At 68.6% G+C, this 22,991-nt stretch carries 19 protein-coding genes and 4 pseudogenes; 6 read left to right on the top strand and 17 right to left on the bottom strand.

Going from position 1 to position 22,991, the window contains the following annotated elements; translation table 11 throughout:
- Positions 1 to 47: 47 nt before the first annotated feature.
- Positions 48 to 1,589, bottom strand: coding sequence for a gluconokinase, GntK/IdnK-type (locus tag AC07FA_RS33490; protein ID WP_479080112.1), 1,542 nt, complete (start codon positions 1,587 to 1,589; stop codon positions 48 to 50).
- A gap of 15 nt (positions 1,590 to 1,604) precedes the next feature.
- Complete coding sequence (locus tag AC07FA_RS33485; protein ID WP_479080111.1) at positions 1,605 to 2,018, bottom strand: DUF7144 family membrane protein; 414 nt, start codon at positions 2,016 to 2,018, stop codon at positions 1,605 to 1,607.
- Positions 2,019 to 2,356: 338 nt separating this feature from the next.
- On the opposite strand from AC07FA_RS33485, the gene AC07FA_RS33480 reads away from it, so the two are divergent.
- Both AC07FA_RS33480 and AC07FA_RS33475 read left to right on the top strand, forming a co-directional pair.
- Positions 2,357 to 6,091, top strand: a complete 3,735-nt coding sequence (locus AC07FA_RS33480) for a S8 family peptidase (protein ID WP_479080110.1) — start codon at positions 2,357 to 2,359, stop codon at positions 6,089 to 6,091.
- A 137-nt stretch (positions 6,092 to 6,228) separates the two neighbouring features.
- Positions 6,229 to 7,221: a helix-turn-helix domain-containing protein gene (locus tag AC07FA_RS33475; RefSeq protein ID WP_479080109.1), complete on the top strand. Its 993-nt coding sequence runs from the start codon at positions 6,229 to 6,231 to the stop codon at positions 7,219 to 7,221.
- A 198-nt stretch (positions 7,222 to 7,419) separates the two neighbouring features.
- On the opposite strand, the gene AC07FA_RS33470 is transcribed toward AC07FA_RS33475, so the two are convergent.
- The 4 genes and pseudogenes from AC07FA_RS33470 to AC07FA_RS33455 form a co-directional block, all read right to left on the bottom strand.
- On the bottom strand, positions 7,420 to 8,745 hold the full coding sequence (locus AC07FA_RS33470) for a hypothetical protein (RefSeq protein WP_479080108.1): 1,326 nt from the start codon (positions 8,743 to 8,745) through the stop codon (positions 7,420 to 7,422).
- A 54-nt stretch (positions 8,746 to 8,799) separates the two neighbouring features.
- Positions 8,800 to 10,140 carry a hypothetical protein gene (locus tag AC07FA_RS33465; protein WP_479080107.1) on the bottom strand — a complete coding sequence of 447 codons (1,341 nt, stop codon included), beginning with the start codon at positions 10,138 to 10,140 and terminating at the stop codon, positions 8,800 to 8,802.
- Positions 10,113 to 10,397: a hypothetical protein gene (locus tag AC07FA_RS33460; RefSeq protein ID WP_479080106.1), complete on the bottom strand. Its 285-nt coding sequence runs from the start codon at positions 10,395 to 10,397 to the stop codon at positions 10,113 to 10,115. Before AC07FA_RS33460 ends, AC07FA_RS33465 begins: the two co-directional genes overlap by 28 nt.
- Positions 10,398 to 11,416: 1,019 nt before the next feature.
- Positions 11,417 to 11,969: pseudogene (locus AC07FA_RS33455) on the bottom strand (helix-turn-helix domain-containing protein).
- 442 nt (positions 11,970 to 12,411) lie between these two features.
- Between AC07FA_RS33455 and AC07FA_RS33450 the strand changes: the two are divergent.
- Complete coding sequence (locus AC07FA_RS33450; protein WP_479080105.1) at positions 12,412 to 12,840, top strand: hypothetical protein; 429 nt, start codon at positions 12,412 to 12,414, stop codon at positions 12,838 to 12,840.
- A gap of 51 nt (positions 12,841 to 12,891) precedes the next feature.
- Here AC07FA_RS33450 and AC07FA_RS33445 read toward each other — a convergent pair.
- Positions 12,892 to 13,178: pseudogene (locus tag AC07FA_RS33445) on the bottom strand (IS5/IS1182 family transposase); the annotation flags it as partial.
- A 34-nt stretch (positions 13,179 to 13,212) separates the two neighbouring features.
- Here AC07FA_RS33445 and AC07FA_RS33440 point away from each other — a divergent pair.
- A pseudogene (locus AC07FA_RS33440) lies at positions 13,213 to 13,407 on the top strand (transposase); the annotation flags it as partial.
- A 5-nt stretch (positions 13,408 to 13,412) separates the two neighbouring features.
- On the opposite strand, the gene AC07FA_RS33435 reads toward AC07FA_RS33440, so the two are convergent.
- Both AC07FA_RS33435 and AC07FA_RS33430 read right to left on the bottom strand, forming a co-directional pair.
- Positions 13,413 to 13,814 carry a DUF6896 domain-containing protein gene (locus AC07FA_RS33435; protein WP_479080104.1) on the bottom strand — a complete coding sequence of 134 codons (402 nt, stop codon included), beginning with the start codon at positions 13,812 to 13,814 and terminating at the stop codon, positions 13,413 to 13,415.
- Positions 13,815 to 13,901: 87 nt separating this feature from the next.
- Entirely contained in the window at positions 13,902 to 14,231 is a 330-nt protein-coding gene (locus tag AC07FA_RS33430; protein ID WP_479080103.1) for a hypothetical protein, read from the bottom strand.
- A gap of 136 nt (positions 14,232 to 14,367) precedes the next feature.
- On the opposite strand from AC07FA_RS33430, the gene AC07FA_RS33425 reads away from it, so the two are divergent.
- Positions 14,368 to 15,849, top strand: coding sequence for a sensor histidine kinase (locus tag AC07FA_RS33425; protein ID WP_479080102.1), 1,482 nt, complete (start codon positions 14,368 to 14,370; stop codon positions 15,847 to 15,849).
- Positions 15,850 to 15,917: 68 nt separating this feature from the next.
- On the opposite strand, the pseudogene AC07FA_RS33420 reads toward AC07FA_RS33425, so the two are convergent.
- Positions 15,918 to 16,453: pseudogene (locus AC07FA_RS33420) on the bottom strand (Rossmann-fold NAD(P)-binding domain-containing protein).
- The gene (locus AC07FA_RS33415; RefSeq protein ID WP_479080101.1) at positions 16,453 to 16,875 is read right to left on the bottom strand and encodes a nuclear transport factor 2 family protein; all 423 of its coding nucleotides are present in this window, start codon (positions 16,873 to 16,875) and stop codon (positions 16,453 to 16,455) included. The pseudogene AC07FA_RS33420 and the gene AC07FA_RS33415 overlap by 1 nt, the downstream one beginning before the upstream one ends.
- 101 nt (positions 16,876 to 16,976) lie before the next feature.
- On the opposite strand from AC07FA_RS33415, the gene AC07FA_RS33410 reads away from it, so the two are divergent.
- Positions 16,977 to 17,570, top strand: coding sequence for a TetR/AcrR family transcriptional regulator (locus AC07FA_RS33410; RefSeq protein ID WP_479080100.1), 594 nt, complete (start codon positions 16,977 to 16,979; stop codon positions 17,568 to 17,570).
- 211 nt (positions 17,571 to 17,781) lie between these two features.
- On the opposite strand, the gene AC07FA_RS33405 is transcribed toward AC07FA_RS33410, so the two are convergent.
- The 6 genes from AC07FA_RS33405 to AC07FA_RS33380 all read right to left on the bottom strand — a co-directional run bounded on the left by AC07FA_RS33405 (position 17,782) and on the right by AC07FA_RS33380 (position 22,335).
- Positions 17,782 to 18,195: a hypothetical protein gene (locus tag AC07FA_RS33405; protein ID WP_479080138.1), complete on the bottom strand. Its 414-nt coding sequence runs from the start codon at positions 18,193 to 18,195 to the stop codon at positions 17,782 to 17,784.
- The gene (locus tag AC07FA_RS33400; RefSeq protein WP_479080099.1) at positions 18,162 to 18,596 is read right to left on the bottom strand and encodes an aldo/keto reductase; all 435 of its coding nucleotides are present in this window, start codon (positions 18,594 to 18,596) and stop codon (positions 18,162 to 18,164) included. The genes AC07FA_RS33405 and AC07FA_RS33400 overlap by 34 nt, the downstream gene beginning before the upstream one ends.
- Positions 18,596 to 19,075: an MFS transporter gene (locus AC07FA_RS33395; RefSeq protein WP_479080098.1), complete on the bottom strand. Its 480-nt coding sequence runs from the start codon at positions 19,073 to 19,075 to the stop codon at positions 18,596 to 18,598. Before AC07FA_RS33395 ends, AC07FA_RS33400 begins: the two co-directional genes overlap by 1 nt.
- Positions 19,076 to 19,189: 114 nt before the next feature.
- A complete protein-coding gene (locus AC07FA_RS33390; protein WP_479080097.1) occupies positions 19,190 to 20,056 on the bottom strand; it encodes an oxygenase MpaB family protein in 867 nt (288 codons plus the stop codon).
- A 192-nt stretch (positions 20,057 to 20,248) separates the two neighbouring features.
- Entirely contained in the window at positions 20,249 to 21,742 is a 1,494-nt protein-coding gene (locus tag AC07FA_RS33385) for a SulP family inorganic anion transporter (protein ID WP_479080137.1), read from the bottom strand.
- Between the two features lie 11 nt (positions 21,743 to 21,753).
- Positions 21,754 to 22,335, bottom strand: a complete 582-nt coding sequence (locus AC07FA_RS33380; protein ID WP_479080096.1) for a carbonic anhydrase — start codon at positions 22,333 to 22,335, stop codon at positions 21,754 to 21,756.
- Between the last annotated feature and the right edge of the window lie 656 nt (positions 22,336 to 22,991).

Below are 22,991 nucleotides of genomic sequence, written 5' to 3'. Positions count from 1 at the left end.
AGCCGTGCGTGGTCATATCGGTCGCCGCCGACGGGCCGTGGGCGGAGTCACGACCACCCCCATGGGCTCAGGCCCCACCGGAGCACGTGGGAGTCGCCCGGCTGCAGGACGGTGAGATCCGTGCCGTCACGGAAGGCGTCCGGTGGACAGGACATCGCCTCCACGGCGATTCCGCGCCGCCGCCGTTCGGGTTCGGCCAGGGTGTCGCCCGTGTACACCTGCACGTAGCGGGTTCCCTCGCCGAGCCAGAGATCGACCCCGCGCGACCCGGAGGGATGCGCCAGCCGCACGACCGACCGCCCGTCAGGAAGGCGGTCCATCCCGGTGTAAGCGGTGTCCAGTCGCAGATCGCCGATGGGGCGGGCGGTTCGGAAGTCGTACGGGGTGCCGTCGACGGGCTCTCGGCGGATCGGCAGACCCAGGTCGTCGGTACGCAGCAGGTATCGGGCGGGAACGGTCAGCACGGCGCTGTCGACGAGGCCGGTGCCGGCCGTCAGGTAGGGATGCTGGCCCACTCCGTAAGGGGCGGGCTCCCTGCCGGTGTTGGTGGCGTGGACGGTGGTCGTGAGCCCTTCGGGCCCCAGTCGGTACTCGACACGGACGTCGAGGAGGAACGGATATCCGGGCTGCGGGCAGAGCGTGGTGCCGAGCATCACCGCATCGTCCGTGCGGGCAAGCAGCCTCCACAGGGTCCAGCGAAGCAGTCCGTGGATCGCGTTGTTCTTCTCCGGTTCGGTCAGCGGGAGTTGCCGGTCCTCGCCGCCGAAGTGGTAGCGCCCGCCGCCCACGCGGTTCGGCCAGGGGATGAGCAGTTGGCCCCGTCCGCCCGTGATGGCGGATCCGGCGGAGAATCCGTCGAGCAGCGGTCGGCCGTTCACGGTGTAGTCGCGCAGGGCGCCGCCCAGCTGGACCACCACCGCACTCTGCTCTCCGTGGCCCAACCGCCACCACACGCCTGTCGGGCTCGGGGACGCGGCAGGGCCGTCTCCCACGCCGTCTTCCACGAAGGTGTGGACGGTCCGCTCCGTGAGGGAGCCTGCCGGCGGCTCCCGGGAAGAGGCTTCCCCGCGTACACGCGAAAGCACCGCTGTGACGACGGCCTCCGCAGTCTGGTCCGACTCCACCACCAGCGGGTGTTCGTCGGGCTCGGGCTCCTGGAGGTCCGCGAGCTGACTGTCCAGCAGGCCTGCCGGGAAGAAGTGACCGTGCCGCGCGGCCAGCCGGGAGCTCAGCAGCTCGCGGGAGCCGTGCAGGTACACCAGAAGAACTTCGGGGCGCCCTGTCAGCAGCTTGTCCCGGTAGTCACGCTTGAGCGCGGAGCAGGTCACGACGGCCTGCCGACCGGACGCGATCACCTGGTCCATCCACTCCCTGATCGCTTCGAGCCACGGCCCCCGGTCGCTGTCCGTGAGGGCATGACCGGCGGCCATCTTGGCGCGGTGGGCCTCGGAGTGGAACTCGTCCGCGTCCCGGTACGCCCAGCTCAGTCGCTCAGCGAGGAGGCGCCCCACTGTCGACTTGCCCGACCCGGAGACGCCGACGACGAGCACCAGCCGCGGCAGTTCCCCTGTCGCTGTTCCGTGTGCCACGGGACAGTCCCGCCGTCAGCCCCTCGTCGGCCGGGGGGCGACGCACAGCCCCCAGATGACGAGAGCGTCGATGGCGATGAACACCAGTGCCCACCACGGTGTGTAGGGGAGCCACATGAAGTTCGCGATCATGCTGAGGCCGGCCAGCCCCACGCCGACGATCCTGGCCCACGTGGCACCCTTGAACAGGGCGGCGCCGGTGAGCACGATCAAGATGCCCAGGATGAGATGAATCCATCCCCAGCCGGTGAGATTGAGCTCGTAGACGTAGTTGCGAGTGGCCAGGAAGACGTCGTCCTTGGCGATGGCCGATATGCCCCCCAGCACCGTCATGATGCCGCTGAAGATCATGATGACGGCGGCGAACACCAGCCAACCGCTGCTGTGTGTTGCCTCGCGCCTACCCGGTGCACTCGTGTGGGTCGTCATGACTGGCTCCTCCATGTCGTCCAGCCTGCCCGCCGAGGCGTCTCCGTCCGGTGGGTCGGATACCTCCAATCTGACCCCCCTTCGGCCCCGGCGCATGTCGGCCGAACGAGAAGGCGCGGGTCGCCACGCCCACCCGTGCGACGGGAGGACCATCTCCGCCTGTCAGCGGCACGAGCAGGCCGGTGAGTGAGACCCGGTGTTCCGGCGGACCAACCCCGTCCGTACGGCGTCATACCGCCCGGAATCGCGGGGTTCACGCCTGACAAGCATCTGCCATGGCAAGGACTTGTCGTCATGAGGCCTTCACGACAGCAGCCAGGGGTCGATAGACCCATGGCATGTACTCCCCCTTTCATGCTTCCGCCTTCCGGCGCAGGCGCTGGCAGCTGATCTCGGCAGCCACCGCGGTGCCGCTGCTGGCCTCGGGTCTCGCCGTTCTGCAGGCACCCGCGCAAGCCGCCCCGACCAAGCCCCCCGTCCCCGCCAAGGCCTCGGGGTCTCACAAGGTCACCCTCGTCACCGGTGACGTCGTCACGGTCACCACGACGTCCGACGGCAAGCAGATCGCCGAAGTCGACCGCCCGGACAGCGCCGTCGGCGGCGTAAAGCTCCAAGAGATCAAGGGCGACTTGTTCGTCATCCCGGACGAGGCGGCGCCGCTGCTGGGAACGGACAAGCTGGACCGGCGGCTGTTCAACGTCACCGACCTGATCGAGATGGGGTACGACGACGCGAAGTCGGCTGTCGTACCGCTGATCGCGACGTACGCCGGGCCGGCGTCCCGCGCGACCGCCGAGCCGACGGCCCCCCGCGGCAGCAAGCTGACCCGCAAGCTCAAGGGCATCCGCGGCGCGGTGCTCAGCACCGAGAAGCGGCAGGCCCGCACCTTCTGGACCTCCGTCGCGCCGCAGGGCGGTGCCGCGCTCGGCGCGGGTGTCGACAAGCTGTGGCTCGACGGTCGCGTCAAGGCCAGCCTGAAGGAGAGCGTGCCGCTGATCGGCGCGCGCGAGGCCTGGGCTGCCGGGTACACCGGCAAGGGCGTCAAGGTCGCGGTGCTCGACACCGGCATCGATGTCAACCACCCCGACTTCGCCGGCCTGATCGACGGCACGGCCAGCTTCGTGCCGGGCGAGGCCGTCACCGACGTCAACGGGCACGGCACGCACGTGGCCGGCACGATCGTCGGTTCGGGTGCCGCCTCCGGAGGCGACAACAAGGGCGTCGCCCCCGGTGCCGACCTGTTCGTCGGAAAGGTGCTCGGCGGCGCGGAGGGTTACGGCCAGGACTCCTGGGTCATGGCGGGCATGCAGTGGGCCGCGGAGTCCGGTGCGGACGTCGTCAACATGAGCCTCGGCGACTCCTACCCCACGGACGGCAGCGACCCGATGTCGCAGACGGTCGACGCGCTGTCCGAGCAGTACGGCACACTGTTCGTCATTGCCGCCGGCAACTCCGGCCCGGAGAGCATCTCCGCCCCCGGTGCAGCCGCCTCGGCGCTGACCGTGGCCGCCACGGACAAGCAGGACCAGCTCGCGTCCTTCTCCAGCACTGGTCCGCTGGCCTACTCCGGCGGCATGAAGCCGGACATCGCGGCGCCCGGCGTGGACATCACCGCGGCCCGCTCGCAGGAGATGACGGACGGCGGTGAGGGCCTCTACCGCACCATCAGCGGCACATCGATGGCCACCCCGCACGTGGTCGGCGCGGCGGCGATCCTGTCCCAGCGGTACCCGGACTGGACCGGCGCGCAGCTCAAAGAACACCTGATGAGCACCGCGAAGGGCCTGGACGACGGGTATTCACCGTACGAGGTCGGCACCGGACGGGTCGACGTGGCAGCCGCCGTGCACACCACGGTCCGCGGCTCCGGATCGCTCTTCTTCGGCAACTACACATGGCCGCACGAGCCAGGTGACGTCGCCGTCACGAAGGACCTGACCTTCACGAACACCGGTTCCACCGACGTCACGCTGAACCTGGCTCTGGCCAACGACACCGGCCCGTTCGCGCTGGGAGCCACCGAGGTGACCGTCCCGGCGGGCGGCACCGCCGCGGTCCCGGTGACCGGCGACCCGAAAGCCGCCTCGGCAGGCCGGCACGTCGGCTATGTGATCGGAACCGACGCGGCCACCGGGAAGCCGGTGACCCGCACCTCGGTGGCGCTGCTCAAGGAGGAGGAGCGCTACAACCTGAACATCAAGCTGGTCGGCCGGGACGGCAAGCCCGCCGCCGGCCAGGTCGCCATCAACCTGGCCGGCGACTTCTGGCCGTGGTCCGTCTACGTCGACGGCTCGACCACCATGCGCATGGCACCTGGCCTGTACACCGTCGCCGGGTACCTCGACGTGGCCGGCGAGAAGGCGGACCGCTCGGGTCTGGCCGTGCTGGTCGCCCCGGAAACCGTGCTCAAGGACGGCTCCGCCGACGTGGTGCTGGACGCGAGCAAGGCACGCCTGCTGCAGACGGAGGCGCCGCAGCGCTCCGAGGACCGCCAGCGCAAGGTCGACTTCAACGTCCACTACAAGGGCCTCGACCCGTACATGGACTACCGGAGCGCTTACGTGCTGCCACCGACGTACGACGATGTCTACGTCGCGCCGACGAAGCCGATGGCGCACGGTGAATTCATGCTGACCACCCGCTGGCGCAAGGGCGAGCCGCGGCTCGGCCTCAGTACGCCGGACGGTCGTCTCCGCTTCGAGACACTGGTGCAGGCGGGCAGCGCCCTGGGCACCGCCACGGACAGGCTGGGTGTCGTTCACGCGGGCGACGGTGCGGCGGCCTCCTACGAGAAGATCAGGGCCAAGGGCAAGGTCGTCGTCATCACGCGCAGCGACGAGGTCTCGCCGCAGGAGCGCACCGAGGCCGCGGTCGCGGCCGGTGCGAAGGCGTTGGTCGTGGTCAATGACGGTGCCGGTGCCCTGATGGAGTACGTCGGCGAGTCGAGCATCCCGGTCGCCACTGTGCACCGCGACGCGGGCAAGTCCCTCGTCTCGATGGCCAAGGCCGACATCGTGAAGCTGACCCTGGAGCAGACCGAGTACACGCCGTTCGTCTACGACCTGACCCGCGAATACCCCGGCCAGGTGCCGGACCGGGCCCTGGTCTACAAGCCGACCAAGGAGGACCTCGCCCGGATCGATGCCCGCTACTACTCCGCCACGGACGGCGGTGTGGCGGAAGGCTACCGGTCCGACTTCACCCTCAGCCCGTCGTTCAACTTCCCCGAGGGTGAGTGGCACCCGGGCACCCGCACCGAATGGGTGACGCCGGGCCAGGTCTGGAGGGAGTTCCATGCGCAGGGCGTCGACGGGAACCTGCCGTGGGTGATGGTGTCGGGCGACAACACGTACACCAAGGGCAGCACCACCCAACTGGACTGGTTCGCTCCGGCAACCCGGCCCGGCCAGGGCGAGTCCTTCGGTGTCTACAACTCCCGGTGGCAGAACTACATGACCTGGAACGTGCAGGCATGGGCCTCCGCGAGCGACAACATGCGGCTGGGGGGCTTCCTGCCATGGGGTGAGACGCCGTCCCACTTGAAGGTCTTCCAGGGCGACACCCTGATCCACGACAACCCGGTCAGCGGAGACATGCAGTGGCAGGAGGTGCCTGCGGGCAACCTGCCGTACCGCGCCGTCCTCGACGTGGAGCGGCCCGGTGACGTCTTCCGGCTGTCGACGCGCACCCACACGGAGTGGACCTTCATGTCCGACACCGTCGAGTCGGACTACTTCGAGCGGTTCTCGGTGCTGAACCTGGACTACCAGCTGGAGTCGGACCTGCACGGGGATGTCAAGGCCAACGCCACCCAGCAGATCGCGCTCAAGCCGGTGTCGATGGACCTCGGCGCCGTGCCGGGCACCGTCAACAACGTGACGCTGGACGTCTCGTACGACGACGGCGCCACCTGGCAGAAGGTGACCTTGGCCAAGGGCGCCCACGGCTACTGGACGGGGGCGTTCAGGACGGCCAAGAAGCCCGGCGGCTTCGTCTCGGTCCGCGCGGGCGCCGCGACGGACAAGGGCTTCAGCGTGAAGAACGAGATCATCCGGGCATACGGCCTGCGATGAACCCCTCTGTCGGGTCCCGGGGAGGCGACTCCCCGGGACCCCTCCCGTCACACCTGCTCCCATCAGGGACTATTCAGGGTCTGCCGCCATGGCGCATACTCTCTCCGCTGCGGCAAGCGGAAGGGAGTCGGTCGCCGATGCTGGATGTCCTGGGACTCGAACCCGATGACGAGCACGTCTATCGGGCGCTGCTCGGGCGGCCGAATTCCACCACGATGCTGCTGGCGGACCTTCTCCTCGTATCGCGAGCCGACGTGGACAAGGCCTTGTCCCGCCTGGTCGGATGGGGCCTGGTGATCAGGTCGGCGGATGAGCTGTTCACGGCCGCGCCACCGGCCATGGCGCTCGGCTCTCTCATCAGCCAGCGCCGGGACGGGCTGCGCATGGCTGAGCATGCACTGGTGACCTTCGCCGAGGAACACCGGGCGGCGATGACCGGGAGCAGCATCAACGATCTGTTCGAGGTCGTCACGGGCGTCGACGCCATCCGTCACCGCTTCCTACAGGTCCAGCACGCGGCCCGCACGCAGGTCCGCTCGTTCATCACCGCACCGTTCGTCGCCCTGCCCCCCGACGAGAACACGGCCGAGCCCATGGCCCTCGACCGGGGAGTTGTCTTCCGAGCGGTACTGGACCGGGCCGTGCTGTCAGAACCGGGCATCGTCACCGACGCGATCGATTCCCTTCGCAACGGCGTGCAACTGCGTGTCGCCGACAACCTGCCGATGAAACTCGTGCTGGCCGACGCCGACCTCGGCCTTGTCCCGCTCGCGGTCACACCGGCGGGAGAGCCCGGTGCCGTGCTGCTGCACCGCAGTGGCCTGCTGGACGCACTGGACGCGCTGTTCGAGACGGTATGGAGCACGGCCCGCCCGCTCGAGTTGTCGGGCACGGGAGACGAGTCGGAAGCCACCGTCGAGGCCGATCCGCAAGGGCCGACCCAGCTGGACCGCAGGATCCTCGCCCTGCTCCTGGCCGGCCTGACGGACCTGACGGCCGCGACACAACTCGGTCTGTCACCGCGCACGCTGCACCGCCGCCTGCGCCACCTCATGGACATGGCCGGAGTCCGAACCCGGATGCAGCTCGGCGCATACGCGGTGCGAAACGGGTGGGCGGAGCCTCTTTGACTGGCCGGGACGTGTCCGGTACCCGGGATGCGGGGGGAGGTGAACGTACCGGGGCCCCGCCACATCACCTCCCGATGCGGCGACGCGGCCGGGCCTGTGTCCGGGTCGGTCGACATCCGCGTCGACCATTCGTGCCATGCCAGGACATCGACAACCACCAGCTCAGGACACGAACCGCTGCTGGAGTACTGGCCGCCCTCATGGGGCGGGGCACGGCGGGACGGGGCCCAGATTCTTGATGTAGCGCGCGGTGGCCCAGCCCTGCGGGTCCTGGCCCAGCCGGTACCAGACGGTGTTGCCGTCGACGGCATCGCCCTGCGCCTTGCACGCAAGGGCCACTGTCTGGCCCGCGTTGAGACTGCCGACCGTGGCGGCCTTGGTGGTGTGGTCGCTGCGGACGGTCAGCGGCCCGCGCGAGACCACTTTGCCCAGGCCCGCAGGCGTGTTCGCGTCTTTCACCTCGCCCGGCGGCGGGCAGGCGGGCAGCACTGCCGCAAGCCATGCCACAACCTGCGGTGCAGGGCGCGTCAGCTCGGAGCCGTCGCCGTTGGCTGCGCCGGCGAGCGTGAAGGGGCCGAGCGCGATGGTCTCGGCGCTCACGGCGCGGGCGCGGTCAGCATCGTTCCAGTGCGCCTTCGCCACCAGATTGCGGACGACAAGCATGCGCGTGGTGAGCACCGGCAGGATCCCCGGATTGCCCTCCGGCATTCCGTTGGACAGCCCGCCGGCCGGCAGACCGGGAATCGCCCAGCCTCCTAGCCGGCACAGGTGCGCGCGCAGCCACGGGCGCTGCAGCCCGATGACGCGGTACTGGAATGACAGCTCGACGCCTGATGGCGTATCCGTCGCCGCCGGGGCCACTTTCGCCGTGACGTCCACGACGCGGTCCGGGTTGTCGAACGCCTCCATCTGGATCCGGTCGGCCGCAGCAAGCTCCGGCTCCTGCCAGAGCTGCTGCGGCTGTACGTCCTCGCGGGCGGCTATCAGCCGCCATTCCAGACCCGGGAACTCATGGGGGACCTGGACACCGGGGGCCGGAGCAGGCGTCGGGTCGGGGTCGTCGCCGCCGACCCGGAACGACGCGCTGGTCCAGCCGGCCTCGCTGAGCCAGTCGGCGGGTTCGGCGAGAACGGGGTGGTAGAGATCGCCGGCGGAGCCCAGCCGGGCGCGGGCCATCAGCTCGAAGTCGGCCCTGTTGTCGTTGACCAGGTTCGCCAGCGTGACTCCCGCCGCATCACCGCCCGGGCCGGTCGGCCTGGCGCTGCGCAGGACGAAGTCCCACAGGTCGTCGTACGTTCCGCCGGTGTCGAAGAAGGTCGTGGCTGCCGCGGGAACGGTGTTGGCGAGGTCCGCCAGCGCCTCGGCGGCGGCCGGGGTCCCCGCGCCGCCGTCCGCCACGTCCTTGCCCGACGGTTCGAGGATCACCAGCGCCGAGGCATCGCCGACGCCCAGCGGCGCGAGTAGATCCGCCAGTTGCGCGAAGAGCTGACCTCCGGCCGCCGTGCGTGCTGTCGTCCCTGTCACCGCATTCACCCCTTACCGCGACATCACCGCGATTCCCCGATCCGGGCCGCGTCGTCACATTGGCGGGCACGGCGGGACTCGCAGGCACACGAATCCCAGCACCTGGATGTCGGGCACCATGAATCCCTTGTCCGACGCCTTCGCCGAGAACTTGTCGCTTGTCGAGCTGTGGCTGTAGTTGCCCGACACCGCGAACGGACCCCAGCCGACACTGGCCGAGCCGCTGGTCGCCTCAGCGATCTTCTCGGAGTCCTGATGGCTCCAGGCGGCGGTGATCTCCACGTCACGGACGATCACCAGCGCGATGGGGATCAGCGGCATCAGACCGCCGGAGACGATGCCGGGTCCGCCGAGCGAGCCCAGGCTCCAACTGGGCAGCCGGAAGAGGGAGGCGTCCATCCACTTGCGCTGGACGGGGCAGACCCGCCACTTGAAGCTGACGCCGATGTTCGTGGTGTCCTGCGACATCGCCTGGCGGCTGTCGGAGTGCTGCACACCACCGCCGAAGCTCCACAGGCCCACCTGCACATTGGCCCCGCCGCCCCACGATGTCGCCTCGGTGGTGAACTCGCTGGCGAACGTCGACTCGTTGAAGTGGTAGCTCGGCCAGCTCGACGCGTCGGCGCTGGCCCAGTCCGAGGGCGTGATGCTCGTCCGGAGGAACGTCTCCGCTGTGGCCTCATTGACGAGCTCGAACGCGTTCAGCCGGAACTGCGCGTCGGCGAAGGCGCGCGCCACCTGGCCCTCGTTGAGAGTCGCCAGCTGGGCCTTGGCGGACTCGACCTGGTCCCGGCCCGCGGCGCCCCAGTCGGCGAACGCCCGCTTCGGCTTCTGCAGGGCCTGCGCGCCCACGATCGGCCACATCGACTTAAGCGCCGGGTCCTTCTGGGCCGCGGCCCACGCGCCCACGTAGGCGGTGTAGGTGTCCTGGTAGTTGTTGAACGCCTTCTGCTCGGCGTCAGCGAGCGCCGTGGGCTTCTCGGTCGGACGGCCCTCGTCGTCCTTGCCATCCTCCAGAAGTATCTTCTTCAGTGCCTGGCGTTTGGCTTCCAGCTCGGGAGACGGGGGCGGCTCGTGGGCCTGTACGCCCTTGACGATCTTGCGGTAGACGTCCGAGACCGTGCCGCCGATGGGCGCGTAGACCGGCCCGGGGCCCGGGATATCGTCCACCACCGACGCGGTGTTGGCGGCTGCGGGCTTACTGCCCTCGGTGTTGCCCGGGGTCCAGGGGTTACGGTAGTCGGCGGCATTGAGCACCATGCCGCGCTGTGCCATCACGAAGGCGGTGGTGGCGCTGTCGAAGGCCGACGGCAGTCCCACTTCCGGGTCCGAGCCGCTGATCACCTGGAAGATGCTGTCGTAGAGGGTCAGTGCGATGCGTTCGTCCAGAGCCATGGCGGATCCTCCGTCTGCTGTTCGAGCCTGCGCGTCGGATGGTGAGTGACGGTCGGGTGGCAATCCGGCCGGCGCGGTTCCTGTTGCGGTGAGAGCCTGCTTCTGATCTCCTCCGGCAGCTTTGCCGAGCCCGCGGTGAGGACGTAGCCCGGGGACGCGCCCTCCACCTCGGCGATCTTTCCTCGCATCAGGCGCTTTTGGCCCTCGCTGAGATCGTCGACCGAGGTGCTCATCGGCACCCCCGAGGCGTCCGCCATGACCTGCGCGTACGTGGCTGAAGCCGCCGTACGGGAGGCGGTGTGGGCAGCTCGCCGTCCGCCGAAGCTTGGCGAGCGCGCTCGTAGCCGGCGCCCTGGCCGGGGAGATCAGGAAGTTGTGTCAGTTGAACTTCCCTGGCACTGCCCGAAATCCGATCCGCCGGGGTAGCCAGTGACGTTGCTGGGGCGGGAGTGCCCAGGAGTTGTGCGTGGCTGCCCGGGCATCGCTCTCTTCAAAGATACGACGATCCCTATCGGCACGCCCCCTCAGCAGAGTCCTTGCCCCCTCGCCCTGGGCTGACGAACTCTCCTTCGAATCAGCCCAACGAGCTCGTGCATAGTCGGCGTCGGCGCGTCGAGGGGCGCGGTTTGCCCTCTGGTTCACATTCGCGGATGGCCGCGCAGGGTGGCGGTCTGCTGGTGCGAGTGCAGTCCGGCGACGGCTTGGACAGTGTCGGTCATGTGCTTGCGGCGGCCGTGGTGTCGTCGGCAAGGATCTCCACTGCGGGACCGTCGGCCAAGAGGCTTGACCAGGCCCAGCTTCCGGGCATGAGTGGTATCCGCACAGCTCGCTGGCTCGGCCGGACTGCAGAACAACAGCCGCCCGTCGGAGTCCGTGGCGACCGTGGACTTGACGGCGTTCTACTTCCTGCCAGAGATGAACTTCTCCCGGTCTTCGCGCCCTCTGGCGGGCCTCCGTACGCGGATCTCGGTCCCGTCGATGATCCCGGTCCGGCCACTCGCGCCGAGACGCCCTGCGACGAGGTCGCGAAACGAGCGCGATTGGGTGCCGCTCGTGCCACAACGGGCCGATCTCAGCGACGAGTTCAGCAATCACGTCGGGTCTCAGCCCGCGCCATCCGCTGACTTCGGATGACCGCTGCACGCTCCCGGTTCCCCACCGCGTCAACCTTGATCAACGATCACCATGCCGACGCGCAGGCGGTAACCATGCGCGAGCTCGTAAGCGTTGTCCCGCAAATGATCTACGACGTGTCGCTGACCTGCTCGTTCCTTCGTCACCCGGCGAGCACGAGGTTGTGGAGTCGGGCGATGCCGACCATGGCGTGGTGAACGCCGTCGCCTTTGAGGCGGCAGTCGCGGAGGATCTTCCAGGTCTTCATCCGGGCGAAGGCGTGCTCGACGCGGGCGCGGACTTTGCGGTGCGAGGTGTCGTGTTCCTCTTTCCACGTCTCGAGTTGGCTCTGGCCGGGTTCGCGAGGGTCGGGATGACCAGAGCGGTGCCCCCAGGGTGCCGTCCACGATGAGCACGGGGTCCTTGCGGAACCGCTTGCGTCGCTGGAGCGCGAGCGATGGCCCGAGGTGGTCGATGATGCGGTCGGCCGCGAACTTCGACACCTCGAACAGCGGCGCCAGTTGGCGCAGGGTCAGGTTGGTCCGCCAGTACGCGGCGACCAGCAGCACGCGATCCTCCAGTGGCAGGCTCCACCGCCGGCCTTCGCGCACCGGATCTGCACCCTCGCGCCGGACCGCGGTGACCAGCCTGCCGAACCGGCACGGGCTCAACCCGCTGAACGGGGCTATCCAAGAGGGCTGCGACGCCGTGATCACGCCAGCCGCGTCAAGATCATCTCACCCCTGCCCCCGGCGGCGTACCTCTTGAGCCTTGTGGCTCCAGCATCCTTGCCAAGGAGGCGGCAGCACCTGCAGAGAGCATGACCTCGGTTTATCCTGATGTCAGCCATCAATTCGGGAATTGAGAGTCCGCCTGACCAGGCTTCTTGTGCTCGCTGTCCCCAGTCAGGCTGATGTCTCAATACCCCGGTAAGCGGGGTGGGTACTGAGGCAGGGAGCGCGCAGGAAATCATCCCTCTCGAATAAACTCCCGGCCTGCGCCTCAACAAGGGCGACAGCCTTGGCCCTGCAGCCTCTGTTGTGAGACTCCAGCGCCAGACGTCAGGTCAGATCAACTTTCTGTTGAGGCAATTAACTCACCCCTGCCGAGACGTCATTAATGACTCACGTCGAAGCCGCATGAGAATGGAGTGTTGATATGGCGGACACACTTCCTAACCCGGCAAGCGACGACACGACCCGATTCGAATCTGCGCCGGAACCTGACGGCACCTTGATCCCGATACCTTCAGAGGCACCGCAAGGGAAAGTGATTCGGGACGACGCCCGGATCACGGTCACTGCACGTCAGGAGAACGGTTACTACGTACAGATCTACAACGGTCCCCCCGATCCGCCGAGTGACGTCAGCGAATTGATTGACGACGTCCTTACCGAGACCGGTCAGAAAGTGATCGAGGACGCGCTCCTTGATGGAGCACCTGCAGTCCTGGGTTTCCTCGCTTCGGCTGCCGGCGTTCTAGCCTCGGTACTCACAACCTCACCCTTGCTGAATGAACAATTCTTCAGGGGCGCCATGGACGACGGGACACGAGTTACGTACGTGGTGCTTACCCCGAAGGACTAGCTAAGGGTTGTCCCCTAACTGATCTTGGAGTTGGTGGGAGTGGGGCCATCTGCGTGCGGCCTCCCGCCTATCCGAGTGATTGTGCCGCTCCTTCCAGTCCGGAACTCTTCGCCTTCGCCGCGGCGGGATGGCCGACCGCGGGAGTCGCGCCGGTTGCCCGGCAGTGGTCGGCCGACCATGACGACCAGGCGGGTGTCAGCGTCGATGACCACCTGATGTGCTGTGGAATAACGGCAGTTCTTCGACTGCTCGGCGATGGTGTGGTCGCGGGTGAGGACGAGGACACGAACAGTGGGACCAGTTGGCGCATAGCGCGGGCCCAGCCTGGCGAACGGACCTGTCCAGGACGGCTCCGGCGCCGTGATCACACGCATCAAGCCGTTGATCGCGCGACGCGGCGTCGCTCCCGGCTGCGGACTGGGCAAGGTGCGCTGGGTGGTCGAGCGCGCATTCGCCTGGCTGCACCAATTCAAACGGCTCCGCACCCGCTACGAGCGACGCTCTGATCTCCACCAGGGTCCGCTCGAACTGGCCTGCAGCCTCATATGCCTGCGCACCTCATTCTGAAGCCATCAGTTGGCGAGGCTGAACCACCCCGGTCGCACCTCGGTCAGAAGCGGTTGCAGGCACCGCAACGCGGTCCGTAGGTCCTGATCCGTGACGTCAAGAGGCTCGGGCAGGCTCAGCCCATACCAGCGCAGCCGCCAGAGGTCGAAGATTTCGCTCCCGTCGACTGCGAAGTCGACATCGACCTCAGTGCCGTTGTCACTGACGAAGCGGCACCCTGCCCCATGAACAGTGTATGAGTAGGTGCCGACCTGCCCACTCCAGCTGATCCGGCGCGAGTGGACCAGGCCGAGGACATCTGCGAGTCGCTCAAGCGAGAGGACCGCTGCCCTCATGGCTTCGTCAACCGCGTTCAGAGCGTCGACGTAACCAAGTACGAGCCCCCGTGCATCCCCAACCCGTTCCATACGGCGTCATCCCCCTGAGCCCGTGGCTCAAAGGATTGTTCCATGGGCCGCCAGCGTCTCCGCAGGACGGCATTCTGAAAAGATCAGTTAGTCGCCCTGCAGGTGGAGCTCCAGGCTCGCGGCTTCCGCGCAACGCTCGGCCAGCTCGCGGATCTTCTCCAGGATGCCCCGCTCCCGCTGCCCCTTCACCAGGTCACAGGTGGCGTCGACCTCGGAGATGAACTGTGGCATGTCCACCGACGTAAGGATCTGGGTGCGGTACGGGTCCACGCGGCTGAGCATCGGCAGACTGCTGTTCACGCACAGACCGGAGAACAGGTCCGCCCCGTCCTGTACGAATTCCACCGTGGTCAGCCGACGCTTCCTAGGGCTCGTCCCTCGGTGCGTCACCTGCATCAGCACTACGTCAACACCCATTCCACATGTCCCTTCCAGGATCCGGGACACTCGCCAAGGGCTCCGGATTGGGCACCAGGGTTCCGTCCACGGTCAGGACGGCGCCCGCCCTGTCACACCAGGATCGTCTCTGCGCGCGCGTCTGCTGTTCCTGGCCGTGACGCTGCTCGCCGTCGGTCTGGTGACCAACGCGATCTTCGTGAGCAGCGCGCTGAGCGGGTACCTGATGGAGCAGGCCGACTCTCGTCTCAAGGTCACCACGCAGATCTGTGCCCGGCTGCCCGTCGCCGCGCTGGAAACCTCGCAGGGCGCCGAGCGACTTCCCTCACAGTGGAGTCAGTTCAGCAACCCTGTGGTCTTCTACGTGGGCGATCAGGGCACGGTCCTCAATCGGATACCACCACCGGAGAAGCTTCCGCCGGGGGGTGGGCCTGACCTGCCCGCCCTCGACGGTCACGCCGTCGACGCACGGAAGGGCGATCCGTTCACCGTCGACTCACAGAACGGGTCGGGGCGATGGCGGGGCATGGCCGTGCCCTACATCTCGGGCACCAGTGCCCCGGCCGATGGTGCCCCCCAGCCCGACAACGTGATCGTGGCGGCGTCCCTCTCCCACGTCGACGAGACCGTGAGCGAGATCCGCACGATATCCGCCACCGTGGGCAGCGTCCTGCTCTGCCTCCTCACGTCGGCCGGTTGGCTGGCCGTGCGCTCGGGGCTGCGCCCGCTGACCCGTATCGAGGAGACCGCGGCGGCGATCGCTCACGGTGACTTCTCCCGCCGTGTGCCGGCCCTGGCCGGGCCGCGAACCGAGACGGGCCGGCTCACCACGTCGCTCAACGGAATGCTCGTCCAGATCGAGACGGCCTTCCAGGCCAGGGAGGAGGCCGAGGCGCGAATGCGCCGCTTCGTCGCCGACGCCAGTCACGAGATGCGCACCCCTCTGGTCGGCATCAAGGGATATACGGACCTCTACCGCATGGGTGCGCTGCCGACCCGCCAGAACGTCGACGAGACGATGGAACGCATCGCCCGGGAGTCCGAGCGCCTGGGGCGACTCGTCGAGGACATGCTGCTGCTCGCGAGGCTCGATGAGAGTACGTACCTTGCCCGGCCGGGGGCCGCCGCGCCGGATCAGTACCCGCTGGAGCTCGCGCCCATGGACCTGCGCACTCTTGGGGTCGACGCCCTGCACGACATCCATGCCATGGATCCCACCCGGTCCGTCACTCTGACCGGCCCGGACGCCGGTGTGGCCACCTCGGCTCCCGCCTTGGCGGACGAGGCGCGACTGCGGCAGGTGGTCAGCAACCTGGTTGGAAACGCGGTGAACCACACCCCGCCCGGCAGCGGCATCCGTGTCGGCGTCGGCTCGCTGGACGGCTACGCCGTGATCGAGATCGAGGACACGGGCCCCGGCCTGACGGCTGATGAGCAGGAGCGGGTCTTCGAACGCTTCTATCGTGCGGACAACTCGCGCAGCCGCACGGCGGGTGGGGGCTCCGGACTCGGCCTCGCCATCGTCCACGCACTCGTCAGCGCGCATGGAGGCCGCATCGAACTGCGCTCGGAGCCCGCGGAAGGGTGCTGCTTCCGGGTCCTGCTGCCCCGGCTGAGCATCGAGACACATGAGACGTGAGGCCGGGCATGTCCGGACTGTACGCGCACCGCGTGAGCCAGGACACGGGAGTTGGAACCGGGGGGATGTCAGCTCCGGGTTCGGTGCATCTCCCGTTCCGCGAACGTGCGGAAGCTGCGCGGCGGACGGCCAGTGAGGCGCTGGACGGTGTCGGTGGTGCGGTCCTCGGCGCCTTCGGCGATGGCCTGGTCCATGCCGGCGAGCATCGCGGCGAACTCGGCGGGCACGTCGGCCAGCAGACGGTCGCGCATCTGCTCGTAGGTCAGCCGACGGTGGGTGATGGTCCGGCCGGTGACCTGGGCGAGGACGGCGGCGACGTCGTCGTAGCTCAGCGCTTGGGGCCCGGTGATGATCAGGTCGGTCTGCGGGGCCTGCGCCTCGGTCAGCGCATGCACGGCGACGGCGGCGATGTCGTCGGCGTCGACGAACCCGACGCGGCCGGCGCCGGTTGCCGTTCACGTACGGGGCGGGCCCCGTCGACGGAGGTGGCGCGGCGGCTGGCGGCCTTGACGCGCCGGCCTGCGGCGGCCAGTTGGGCGGCGACGCGACTGCCGGTGGTGCCGGTGGCCCCGATGACCAGGGTGAACTCCTGGGAAACGTTCATCAGTTGCTCCCGGCGAAATGAGTGGCGGGGTTCTGGACGGCGAGTGGGTTCCAGTAGTCGCGGTAGTGGGCGATGAGGCCGTTCTTGACGGTGACCACGGCGATGTAGGACATGTCGAAGGGGCTGTCGGTGGCCACCAGACGGCCCACACCGCGCATCTCGACCACGATGGTCTCGGGGGCGATGGTCTGATGGATCTCCACGTAGGGGAAGTCGTGAAGGTCTATGTGATCGGGGTAGTCGCGCATGTACGCGGCGACGGCCGTCCTGCCCTCCAGCCGCTGTGGCCAGCCTTCCGGCGCGAAGGGGAACTCCAGGATCCCGTTCTCGTCCCACAGGTCGGCCCAGGCGGAGATGTCCTTGTCCAGCAGTGCGTGCAGGCCGTGGCGGTACACGTCCGCCGGTGCGGTGTTCGTGCTCATGGGGTGCTCCGTCCCGTACGATACGGACTCTGAGTCCGTTTCACGCTTTCGACGATACGGACCCAGGGTCCGTTTTGCAATCGGAGGATCGGAGGAACGGCATGCCCGAACGCAAGCCACGCGCGGACGCCGCTCGCAACCGGGAGGCCGTCCTTGCGGCCGCCGACACGCTCTTCGCCCGTTGCGAGAGCCCTGAGGCGGTCACCATGGCTGACATCGCGGCAGCAGCCGGCGTCGGCAAGGCAACGCTCTTCCGTGGCTTCGGTGACCGCACCGGCCTGATCCACGCGCTCTACGCGTTGCGGCTCGCCCCGATCAGGCTCGCCGCCGAAGAGGGGCCACCACCTCTGGGGCCCGCCACCCCGCCGCTGGAGCGCGTACCCGCCCTCCTCGACGCCGTGCTGTGCTTCAAGATCGACAACCGCCATCTTGCCCTGGCACTGGAGGGGACCGGCGGGGACAGCCCCTACGCGGCAGAACACTACGAGCGGTGGCACAGCACACTCCAGGCCGCGCTGGAGCAGATTCCCGGGCTGGCCGACAGCGATTTCACCGCGCATGCTCTGCTGGCCGCCACCCGCGCCGACCTCGTCGAACACCTCGTCGGCCAACAGCGGACGACTCGTGAGCAGATGCGGACTCAGCTGAGGGCCTTCACCGCCAGAGTCCTGGAAGTCCGTGGACCACGGGATTGAAGCCCCCCTGGGCCGATGTCGAATGCCACCAGCGAAGGCGTTCACGCCATAGCGGGCTCCAGCCCGCCGGACTGGTTCCGCCAAGACTGGCAATTCGCCGTTGGTCGCAGGAATGGTGACCAACTGGTTTCAGCAAGCGCGTGACTGGGGGCGGGTGGCACGCTGCCCCCTTCTTACGCGGCGGGCGTTGCGCGGCGGGCCCGGACTGCCGTCAGGCTGCGGCGCGTGCTCGGACAGCGTCGAGGTCGTCGCGGACCCGCTGCGGCTCGGCGTCGAGCGGCATGTTCGCCTCGTCCCGTACCGCGTCCAGGGAGCCGGGCGGGTCCTGGTTCAGCGCAGCGAACAACGGCCCCAAGTCGCTTTGGCTCTTCCCGTGCACCTCGGCGATCGCGGTGACGGCCGGGTCCTCAAGGACGCTCCTGCGGTCCTCGCCATATCCGGGGTAGAAGGTGATGCCACCGATGGGAGACCACGCCTGGTTGAGGATGCCGTGCTCGGAGTCGAAGTCGAGGACCGCGCGCTGCTGGAAGTACGGGTGGATCTCCAGCTGGTTGACGGCCGGCACGACGGAGGTGGCGTCGAGCAACGTGGTCAGGTGGTCGACCATGAAGTTGCTGACGCCGATCGCCCGGACCTTGCCGTCTGCCAGGAGCCGCTCCAGAGCGCGGTAGCCGCGAGGGTCTTGTCGAAGTCCGACGGCAGCGCCTGGTGCAGGATCAGCAGGTCGATCTGGTCCACGCCGAGCTTGGCGGCGCTCTTGTCGAAGCCGTGCAGGGTCTCGTCGTAGCCGTAGTCGCTGATCCAGATCTTCGTCTCGATGAAGACGTCGTCGCGGGGCACGGCTGAGGCGCGAACGGCCTGGCCGACTTCGCGTTCGTTGCCGTACGCGGCGGCGGTGTCGATGTGCCGGTAGCCGAGTTCGAGCGCGGCCGTGACGGCGGCCCGGGTCTCCTCCGGCGGGGACTGGAAGACACCGAGTCCGAGGGCGGGCACCTCGACGCCGTTGTTGAGGGTGAGGGTCTGCATCACAGGGACCTTTCGTGCGGGCGGGTACGTGCGGGGACGATGAGGGTGAGGGTGGCCGCCAGGGCCAGGGCAAGCAGGACGGCGGGCCCGGTCAGCGCGGCACCCGAGCGGGCCGCGATGTCGGCGACCCCATGACCGGTAGAGACCGACGCGGCCACAGCGGTCAGGATGCTGAGGCTCAGCGCGCTGCCGATCTGGTGCACGGTGTTGACCAGGCCCGAGGCGGCTCCCGCGTCCGCAGGGGCGACGCCGTCGACGCCACTGGAGGTCAGCGGAGCCAGCGCCAGGCCCTGGCCGGCGCCGATGAGCACCATCGGCAACGCCATGCCGGTCAGGTAGGGCGTGTGCAGGTCGAGACGGCTGAGCCACACCATGCCCACCATGGTCAGGGCGAGCCCGGCGGTGAGCACCTGCGGACTGCTCGCATGCTCCAGCAGCCGCGGCACCTGGACCGCGAAGACGAAGTTGACCAGCGTCATCGGCAGAAAGGCGAGACCGGCTGCACCGGCTTCCCGACGACGGGAGGCGCACCGCTGCCGGTGTCCGCAGGGCGCCTGACAGGTGGGATGCCTGGTCAGGTGCCCTGATCACAGCTAGGGGCGTGGCGGAGCCATGGCCCAGCGAATCGCGGCGGTCAGCGCGCGGCCGGTCGGGGTCACGCAGGCTTCGGTGACGCCCGGCAGCCGGGGCAACCCCAGCGACGTACGGGCCCACTGGGGGAGCGTGGCGATGGAGTTCGCGGCGAGTACCGCATAGGGCGCACGCGCGGCCCAGGGCAGAGGCGGGTGCAGGAGCAGGAAGCGTGCTGCCTCGCGAGCTTCGTTTGTCGGGCGCAGCTCGCAGCGGTAGGCCTGGAGGCGGGCGTCGAGTTCCTTGCGATCGTGCGGGGGATCGGTGACGCCGAGTGCTTCCGCGACCCGTGCCGCGTCGGCGACGTAGCCGTCGTACGCTGCGGCGTCGAGCGGTGTGGCCCCGTAGCGCAGGTGGGCGACTAGGAAGCTCTCCACCTCGGCCACGTGCACCCAGCCGAGAAGGTGCGGATCGGCGGCGTGGTATGGCTCTCCGGACGGGGTAGTTCCGCTCACCCGGCTATGTACGGCTCGCACCCGGTCGACCGCCTGTTGTGCGTCGTCCGCTGTTCCGTATGTGGTTACGGCGAGGAACGTACTGGTGCGCTGAAGCCGCCCCCAGGGATCGCCGCGGAAACCGGAGTGGGCGGCGACAGCAGCCATGGCCAAAGGATGCAGGGACTGCAGGAGGAGAGCCCGAAGTCCACCTATGAACATGGACGCATCCCCGTGGACCGTACGTATCGGCCGGTCGGGACCGAACCACCGTGGGCCGGGTGTCCCGTGGATGCGGGCGCGGTTTTCCGGGCCTGCCGGGCCGGCGACCCGGGTGAAGACGGCGCTGCCGAGTCGCTCGCGCAGGCCGGTTACGGCGCGTGCGGACGAAGCCATAGGGCCAGTATGCGTCTATTTGTCCGTGCCCACGGAGCGTACTTCGGTTTGCCCGTGGCCGGCGCCTCGTCGAGCGGTGGCAGGGGTACCCACGCGGATCTGCCACGGAGGCCCATGAGAGCAGTTTCGGCTGCTCGGACCCGGCAGGCCGGGCAGTACACGTGTGGTGTGTACCGCCCGGCTGCTGGGCGGTCAGGTGTTGTCGGCCGTGACCTTGACCGGGTCCGTGCCGGTCGCGCTGTGCCGTTCTGTCCAGGTCTCCAGGGCCGTGCGGCAGGCGTGGTCCAGGTGGTGCAGGCCGGACAGGTCCAGTTCGACCGGCCGGTCCTTGGGCAGCGCCTCCAGGTTGTCGAGGATCTTCGGCAGCCGCAGGAAGGTCGCGTTGCCCGATATATACGCCTGGACGGGACCGGCGCCCTTGTCGAAGACCTCGACATTGACGTGCGATGCCTCCCAGGCGGTCTTGATCACCGAGAGGGCCAGACCGATCAGGACGCCCTCGAACATGTTCACCGCGACGATCGAACCGGCCGTGACCACGAGGATCAGCGCCTCGCCCCGGTGCGTCCGCCACAGCGACACCAACTGGCGGAACGGGATCAGCTTCCAGCCCGCGTGGACCAGGATGCCGGCCAGCGCGGGCAGCGGGATCAGGGCCAGCGCCCAGGGCAGCAGCGCGGCGAACAGCAGCAGCCACACGCCGTGCAGCACCCGGGAAGCCTTGGTCTTCGCGCCAGCCGCCACGTTGGCGGAACTGCGCACGATCACGGCGGTCATCGGCAGCGCGCCGAGCACACCGCACAGCGCGTTGCCCGCGCCCTGAGCGATGAGTTCCTTGTCGTAGTCGGTGCGCGGACCGCGGTGCAGCCGGTCCACCGCCGCGGCGCTGAACAGGCTCTCGGCCGAGGCGATGAGGGCGAAGGCGAGGATCGTGCCGATAACGGCCGGGCCGGCGAGCGCACCGAAGGCCTCCGCGCCGGGCAGCTGGACGGCATCGAGCAGGCCCTGTACCTCGACGCTGGCGACCGGTAGGTCGAACGCCAATGTGGCCACCGTGGCCAGGATCACCGCGCCGAGCGCCCCCGGGATCGTCCGGGCGCTCTTGGGCAAGTGCTTCCACAGCACCAACACCGCGATGGTGCCCGCGCCGACCGCCAGCGAGGCCAGTGCCCCGGTGCTGTCCAGCGCGCTGACGGTAGCCCCGGGCAGTCCCAGGATCTTGTCGACACCGGAGGCCGGCGCTTCGAGGCCGGCCGCCGCGTACAACTGACCGGCGATGATCACCAGGCCGATACCGGCCAGCATGCCCTCGACCACCGACAGGGAGATCGCCCGGAACCAGCGCCCCAGCTTCAGGGCGCCCATGGCCAGTTGGAGCAGACCGGCGGCCAGTACGATAATGCCGAGCGCGGGCAGCCCGTACGCACGGACCGCCTCGAAGACGAGCACGGTCATTCCGGCGGCCGGCCCGGAGACCTGCAGGCTGCTGCCCGGCAGCAGGCCGGCGACGAGGCCGCCCACGATGCCCGTGACCAGTCCGAGCTCCGCCGGGACGCCGGAGGCGACGGCGACGCCCACACACAACGGCAGCGCGACCAGGAACACGACGAGCGAGGCCCCGAAGTCCTGGCGCAGATGCGGGAACTTGGCCTTCGAGGTGCCGGCAGCTCCTGGAGTCGTCGCCATCATCGGCCCGCTCACAGCGCCTCGAACGTGCCGGTGTCCGTACGGTGTTCGCGTACGGCTCCGGTGTGCACCTCGTAGTACCAGCCGTGCAGCTGGAGCCGCCCCGCGGCGAGGCGTGTGTTGACGGCGGGGTAGGAACGCAGCCGGAGCAGCTGAGCCAGGACGTGATGCTGCACAGCCTCGGCGACCGTCGGGTCGTCCGCGTCCGAGTACGCGAGCCCGTCCGCGGCGTGCGTCAGCCAGTCACGCACGGCCGGTACGGCGGTCAGGTCGTCGCCCCGTACCAGCGCGCCGACGGCGCCGCAGTGGGAGTGCCCGCAGACCACGATGTGCTGGACGCCGAGCACCTCCACCGCGTACTCGACCGTGGCTGCCTCGCTGGTGGGGTGCTCGGAGCGGTATGGGGGGACGATGTTGCCCGCGGTGCGCAGCTCGAAGAGCTCGCCGGGCCGGGCGCCCGTGATCAGGGCCGGTACGACCCGGGAGTCGGAGCAGGTGACGAACAGGACCTCGGGCGATTGCCCTTCGGCCAGTTCGACGAATTCCTCAGGGCGCTGTCCGAACGTGCGGGCGTTGTCGATGAGGGGCTGCATGATCGTGGTGACTCCTCCTGGCGCGCGTGGGGACGCGTCGGGCTTACGGGGGCAGAAGGTGAGTGCTGTTCCGCTGCTCAGAAGCGAAACGCCTGCAATGGGGCCCGGGAGTGGGCCGGCGTCCGTCTCGACGCGCTGTGGTGGGTGACACCTGGTGCGGCCGACGTGGACGCGGTCGGGGCGCAGAACCTCACGAGCGGGCGGTCGGACGTATTGGGTGCCGAGTCGGCCGTACGGTGACGGTCGCGGGTACGCGGGGGACCGTTCGGGTCCCGGAGGGTGTCGGAGCCCCGGCGGGTGGGGGACTTCGCACGCGGTGGTATTCCGGAAAGCTTGATTCCGGGTTGAGCGTTGGCCACGGCTTAACGGACCGTCTGTGCAGATGCGAAGGGTGCGGTGGGGGCGAAGAGCTGGAGGGCGAACAGGGCGGCGGCGCGGAGCGAAAGGACGGTCCGCGTCGTAATCCGCACGTCGTGCGCCCCTTCCTGAGCAGTTCACTACCCCATGCGTGCACCAATGGATGGTCAAGGGTCGGTCAAGAAACACACTAACCCGGCGCAGTTGTTCGCTGGGTTAACTGAACGTTTCCTTCCGAAGACCGCCTGAAAACCGCAGTGAGTTGGCGTGAACTTGGACCTCATCGGCCGCCTGCCGAC

It is taken from the genome of Streptomyces sp. NPDC045968 (assembly GCF_056430475.1).
Note: the sequence above shows the minus strand (reverse complement) of the source record. Positions and strands in the feature narration are given on the sequence as shown.